This window comes from Streptomyces rubiginosohelvolus (assembly GCF_014649875.1).
Taxonomy (GTDB): domain Bacteria; phylum Actinomycetota; class Actinomycetes; order Streptomycetales; family Streptomycetaceae; genus Streptomyces; species Streptomyces rubiginosohelvolus.
Genome location: NZ_BMTW01000035.1, coordinates 1 through 5,241, shown reverse-complemented (window position 1 = coordinate 5,241; position 5,241 = coordinate 1). Strand labels below are relative to the sequence as shown.

Genomic DNA, 5,241 nt, shown 5'->3' with positions numbered 1-5,241 from the left:
GTCATCGCCCTCAACGGCTTCGACGGACACCAGCCCTACACCCCCGACGAGGTCCGCGAAGCGCTCCAGATCGGGCCCGACGCGCCCATCATCACGACGGACGCCCGCCACCGGGCCGACGCCAAGAGCGGTCTGATCACGCTGGTCGAGCACGCTCTGATGGCACGCCTGAAGTAGTACTCCCACCAGGCACAAGTCGATATCGGTATACGGAAGTTGCAGTAGTCACGCGGGGGCGGCCTGTGTCGTTTGACACGATCCGCCCCCGTGTTCATAACGTTTCGACAGAGAATTGACTCCGCACCGCCACCCGATGCATCCATTCGGTGCCACTGCGCTCACATGAGCCCCGCCTTTTGACGGGGCTCGCTCTTTATGCCCGATTTATCTGAGGCCTGGGCCACTCGGAATCGGTGATTCCGAGTGTTTGGAACGGGGCCCGTCCCCGTGCTGCAATTCGACGAACTCCCCAGTAGTACGGCCCTGAACGAAATAATCCGGCACAACGTAGGTGCCGACGCCGAGAGGTTGTTGGTCGAGTGAGGCGAAGCAACGAGGGCTCCGCGGCGCAGCCCGAGCGGGGCAACTTCACCCCGCCGCCGCGCGCTGCGGCGTCACCTGCGGATGTGTCCGACACGGAGTCCGCGGCCGGCGGCAGCACCAGTCGGCTGTCCCCGCGCAACTGGCGGGTGGCCACCCGGCTGAACGCGATCCTCCTGATCCCGGTGCTGGTCGGCCTGGTCATGGGCGGCTTCCAGGTGAAGGGCTCCATCGACACGTGGGGCGAGGCCCAGGAGGCCGAGAAGATCGCCGTCGTCGTGCGCGCCGCGTCCGACTACGGGCAGGCGCTGCTGAACGAGCGGGACCTCACCGCCCAGCCGCTGCTCTCGGGCGACCGTGACGCCGATGTGGTCGAGCAGACCCGGGCCACCACGGACGAGGCCGCGCGGAAGTTCGACGCCGCGGTGAAGGACATGCCGTCCAAGCCCGGCCTGGAACGCCGCCTGAAGCTCTTCAAGGGCGAGGAGCCCAAGCTTCCCGAGCTGCGCAAGGCCGCCTACTCGCAGGCCCTGGACCCGGTGAAGACCGAAGAGGGCTACGTCCAGGTCCAGCACTCGCTGATGGAGTTCTCCAACGAGCTCGGTCTCGGTACCGGCAACATCACGAGCTACGGCCGTACGGTCTACGCGATCGAACTGTCCAAGGCTGCAGAATCGCTTCAGCGCTCGATCGGCATGCACCTCCTGGTGCGCCCGAGCAAGAAGCCCGCCACGTACGACGCCCAGGTCAAGGCTTTCGGCTCGTACAACTACCTGGAGCAGATCGCGCTCGGCGAGTTCAACTCCGGTGGTACCCAGGCCGACGTCGACCGCCTCAAGCAGGTCATGGCCGGCAAGGCCGCCGAGGGCGCCAAGCAGCTGAAGGCCGCCAAGGAACAGGCCGATGCCGCGGGCGAGCCCTTCGTGGCGCCGCCGAGCATCGACGGCTCGGTCTTCGACGGCATGGCCCAGGAGATCGGCAAGGGGCAGGAGCCCTCGGAGCTGGCGAAGAAGGGCATCACGCCCGAGACCTGGATGGCCGCGGCGACCGCGAAGTTCGAGGGGTACGCCACCGTCGAGGACGAGCTGGTCACCAAGGCGGTGGACGAGGCGGCGAACATCTCCTCCGACGCCAAGACCGACGCCATCATCAACGGCCTCATCGTCGTCATCGCGCTGCTGGCCGCGTTCATCCTGGCCGGGCTCATGGCCCGCCAGATGAGCCGCTCGATGCGCCAGCTGCGTACCGCCGCCTTCGGCATCGCCGAGCAGCGCCTGCCCTCCCTCGTCGACCAGCTCTCGCGTACCGACCCGGGCCGGGTCGACACCCGCGTGCAGCCGATCCCGATCACCACGCAGGACGAGATCGGCGAGGTCGCCCGCGCCTTCGACCAGGTGCACCGCGAGGCCGTCCGGCTCGCCGCCGAGCAGGCCATGCTGCGGGGCAACGTCAACGCGATCTTCACGAACCTCTCGCGCCGCAACCAGTCGCTCATCGAGGGCCAGCTGACCCTGATCACCGACCTGGAGAACAACGAGGCCGACCCGGACCAGCTGGAGAGCCTCTTCAAGCTGGACCACCTGGCGACCCGTATGCGCCGCAACGGCGAGAACCTCCTCGTCCTCGCGGGCGAGGAGCCGGGCCGCCGCTGGGACCAGCCGGTGCCGCTGGTGGACGTCCTGCGGGCCGCCTCGTCCGAGGTGGAGTCCTACGAACGCATCGAGCTCTCCGGCGTCCCCGAGGCCGAGATCCACGGCCGCGCCGTGACCGACCTCGTGCACCTGCTCGCCGAGCTGCTGGAGAACGCCACCACGTTCTCCTCGCCGCAGACCAAGGTCAAGGTCACCGCGACCCGGCTGCCCGACGGCCGGGTCATGGTCGAGATCCACGACAAGGGCATCGGCCTCACCGCCGAGGACTTCGCCGACATCAACCACAAGCTGGCCAACCCGCCGACCGTGGACGCCGCGGTGTCCCAGCGCATGGGCCTGTTCGTGGTCGGCCGGCTGGCCGACCGGCACGGCATCCGGGTCCAGCTGCGCCCCTCGGGCGAACAGGCCGGGACCACCTCGCTGGTCATGCTGCCGGACGCCATCACCCACGGTGGCGGTGGCGAGCAGCAGGGCGGCCACGACGACTTCACCGTCTCCTCGATCATCCCCGAGCAGCAGCAGTCGGCCTTCGATCCGGCACCGCAGCAGGCCCCGATGCGCACGGCGGCGGAGCTCGGCTTCGACGACTCGCGCTATGAGACGCCGGCGGACCCGGGTCAGCTGGACCCGGTCAACCGTTCGCTGATGCGCGAGGAGCGCCGGGCGGCCCTGGAGGCCCAGACAGGCGTCGGCGGCCCCTTCGCGGACAACACCCGGGAACAGCGGGGCTACGCACCGGAGCCCTACGCCGGCGCCCCGTACGGCGACCAGCAGCAGCCGCAGCAGCAGGGCTACGCCGAAGAGCAGTACGGTCAGGACCAGTACGGGCAGCAGCCGCAGCAGCAGCAGTACCAGGGGTCGTACGAGCAGCAGCAGTACGGCGCCGGGGACGGCTACCCGCAGCAGGACCAGCAGGACGGCTACGACGGCTACACGGAATCGGCATATGCCCTTCCGGACGCCCGGCAGGGTCAGTACTCCGACGCGTACCCGGCCTCGGCGGACCAGTCCCACCAGGATGATTGGCCTGTTCAGAACGGTTTCCAGAATGGTTATGAGCCGATCGCTCCGGCCGAACCGGAATCTGTTCCGAGCACGCCCGCGGAGCCTTCGGAGCGCGTAGGCTTCGACCGTCCGGGACCCACCCCGAACGCCGGTCACGAGCTGACCGAAGCCGGTCTGCCGCGCCGCGGCGGTCAGCAGCACTGGCAGCCCGGCCCCGGCGGCCGCGGCAACGACCAGCCCGCTCCGGCCCCGCGGCCCCTCCCGCAGCAGGAACAGCGGCAGGACCCGCAGACGGACGGGGACGGCTCCGACGACTGGCGCTCGACGAACGACGAGCGCTGGGAGCGGGCCGAGAAGCTCCGTGAGCCGAAGGCGGGCGGAATCACCCCCTCCGGTCTCCCCCGGCGCGTACCCAAGGCCAACCTGGTCGAGGGCACGGCGGAGCAGACCCAGCAGGGCGGCCCACAGGTCTCCCGCGCTCCCGAGGACGTCCGCGGCAGGTTGAGCAACCTGCGGCGGGGGATCCAGCGGGGACGCAGCGCGGGGTCGGACACCAGTACCACCTACAACCAGGAGCGTTAGTGTGAGCCCGATGAGCCAGGCGGCGCAGAATCTCAACTGGTTGATCACCAATTTCGTGGACAACACCCCCGGGGTGTCGCACACGGTGGTGGTCTCCGCCGACGGACTCCTGCTGGCGATGTCCGAAGGTTTCCCGCGCGACCGCGCCGACCAGCTGGCGGCCGTCGCCTCCGGTCTGACGTCGCTGACCGCGGGCGCCTCGCGGATCTTCGAGGGCGGCGCCGTGAATCAGACCGTTGTGGAGATGGAGCGGGGATTCCTCTTCATCATGTCCATCTCGGACGGATCCTCGCTCGCCGTTCTGGCCCACCCGGACGCCGATATCGGTCTGGTTGGGTACGAAATGGCCCTTCTGGTGGACCGCGCGGGCAGTGTCCTGACTCCGGACCTCCGCGCCGAACTTCAGGGAAGTCTTCTTAACTAGTAGACAGACAGTGCGTTTCTCGCCACCGCACCATAAAGTGCGGTGGCGCGGCCCCACTGGGATCGGCGACCGGCAGTCGGAGGAGGAAACGTGGCAACACCCACAGGCGGGCACTCATACAACGGTGACCAGAGGGTTCCGGGTGAGCACGGTGACAACCGTTTCGGCTTCCCCGCCGCACCCGGTGGTCAGGGACCCGGGCAGTATCAGCCATATCAGCAGCAGGAGCACCAGCAGCAGGGTGCTCCCGGCGGCCCGGGGCCCGAGTGGCCCCAGCAGCAGCCGGGTCCGGGGTGGCCGCAGCAACCGCAGCAGCGGTACGACTCGCCGCAGCAGCCGCGCATCCAGCCGGTGCAGCAGCGCCGGGCTCCCGAGCCCGCCAAGCCCGCCGCGCACAACCCGCTGGTCCGTCCGTACGCCATGACCGGCGGCCGGACCCGACCGCGTTACCAGCTCGCCATCGAGGCGCTGGTCAGCACTACGGCCGATCCGGCCCGGCTGCAAGGGCAGTTGCCCGAGCACCAGCGGATCTGCCGGCTCTGCATCGAGATCAAGTCGGTCGCCGAGATCTCGGCCCTTCTCTCGATCCCCCTCGGCGTTGCCCGGATCCTCGTCGCCGACCTGGCCGAGGCCGGACTCGTCGCCATCCATCAGCCCGGCGGCGACGAGGCCGCCGGCGGCCAGCCAGATGTGACACTGCTCGAAAGGGTGCTCAGTGGACTTCGCAAGCTCTAGCGGCGGAGCGGCCCGCTCCACTACCTCGGCGAAGATCGTGGTGGCAGGGGGCTTCGGCGTGGGTAAGACCACGTTTGTCGGTGCCGTCTCGGAGATCAACCCGCTGCGCACCGAAGCCGTGATGACGTCCGCCTCGGCGGGCATCGACGATCTGACCCACACCGGGGACAAGACCACCACGACGGTGGCCATGGACTTCGGGCGTATCACCCTGGACCAGGACCTCATCCTGTACCTGTTCGGTACGCCCGGGCAGGACCGCTTCTGGTTCATGTGGGACGACCTGGTCCGCGGCGCCATCGG

Annotated in this window: 4 protein-coding genes and 1 pseudogene; all 5 read left to right on the top strand. The window is 68.9% G+C overall.

Translation table 11 applies throughout. The annotated features are described in order from the left end of the window. A pseudogene (locus tag IE134_RS33920) lies at positions 1 to 177 on the top strand (ATP-binding protein); the annotation flags it as partial. 362 nt (positions 178 to 539) lie between these two features. Beyond that, entirely contained in the window at positions 540 to 3,779 is a 3,240-nt protein-coding gene (locus tag IE134_RS33915; RefSeq protein ID WP_189432858.1) for a sensor histidine kinase, read from the top strand. Between the two features lie 10 nt (positions 3,780 to 3,789). Then, positions 3,790 to 4,203 (top strand): roadblock/LC7 domain-containing protein, encoded by a 414-nt coding sequence (locus IE134_RS33910; RefSeq protein ID WP_006127847.1) that lies wholly within the window; start codon positions 3,790 to 3,792, stop codon positions 4,201 to 4,203. Positions 4,204 to 4,293: 90 nt separating this feature from the next. After that, positions 4,294 to 4,938: a DUF742 domain-containing protein gene (locus IE134_RS33905; RefSeq protein WP_078614568.1), complete on the top strand. Its 645-nt coding sequence runs from the start codon at positions 4,294 to 4,296 to the stop codon at positions 4,936 to 4,938. Beyond that, positions 4,919 to 5,241 (top strand): GTP-binding protein (locus IE134_RS33900; RefSeq protein ID WP_189432856.1); only part of this gene is annotated, 323 nt, incomplete at its 3' end. The genes IE134_RS33905 and IE134_RS33900, both read left to right, overlap by 20 nt.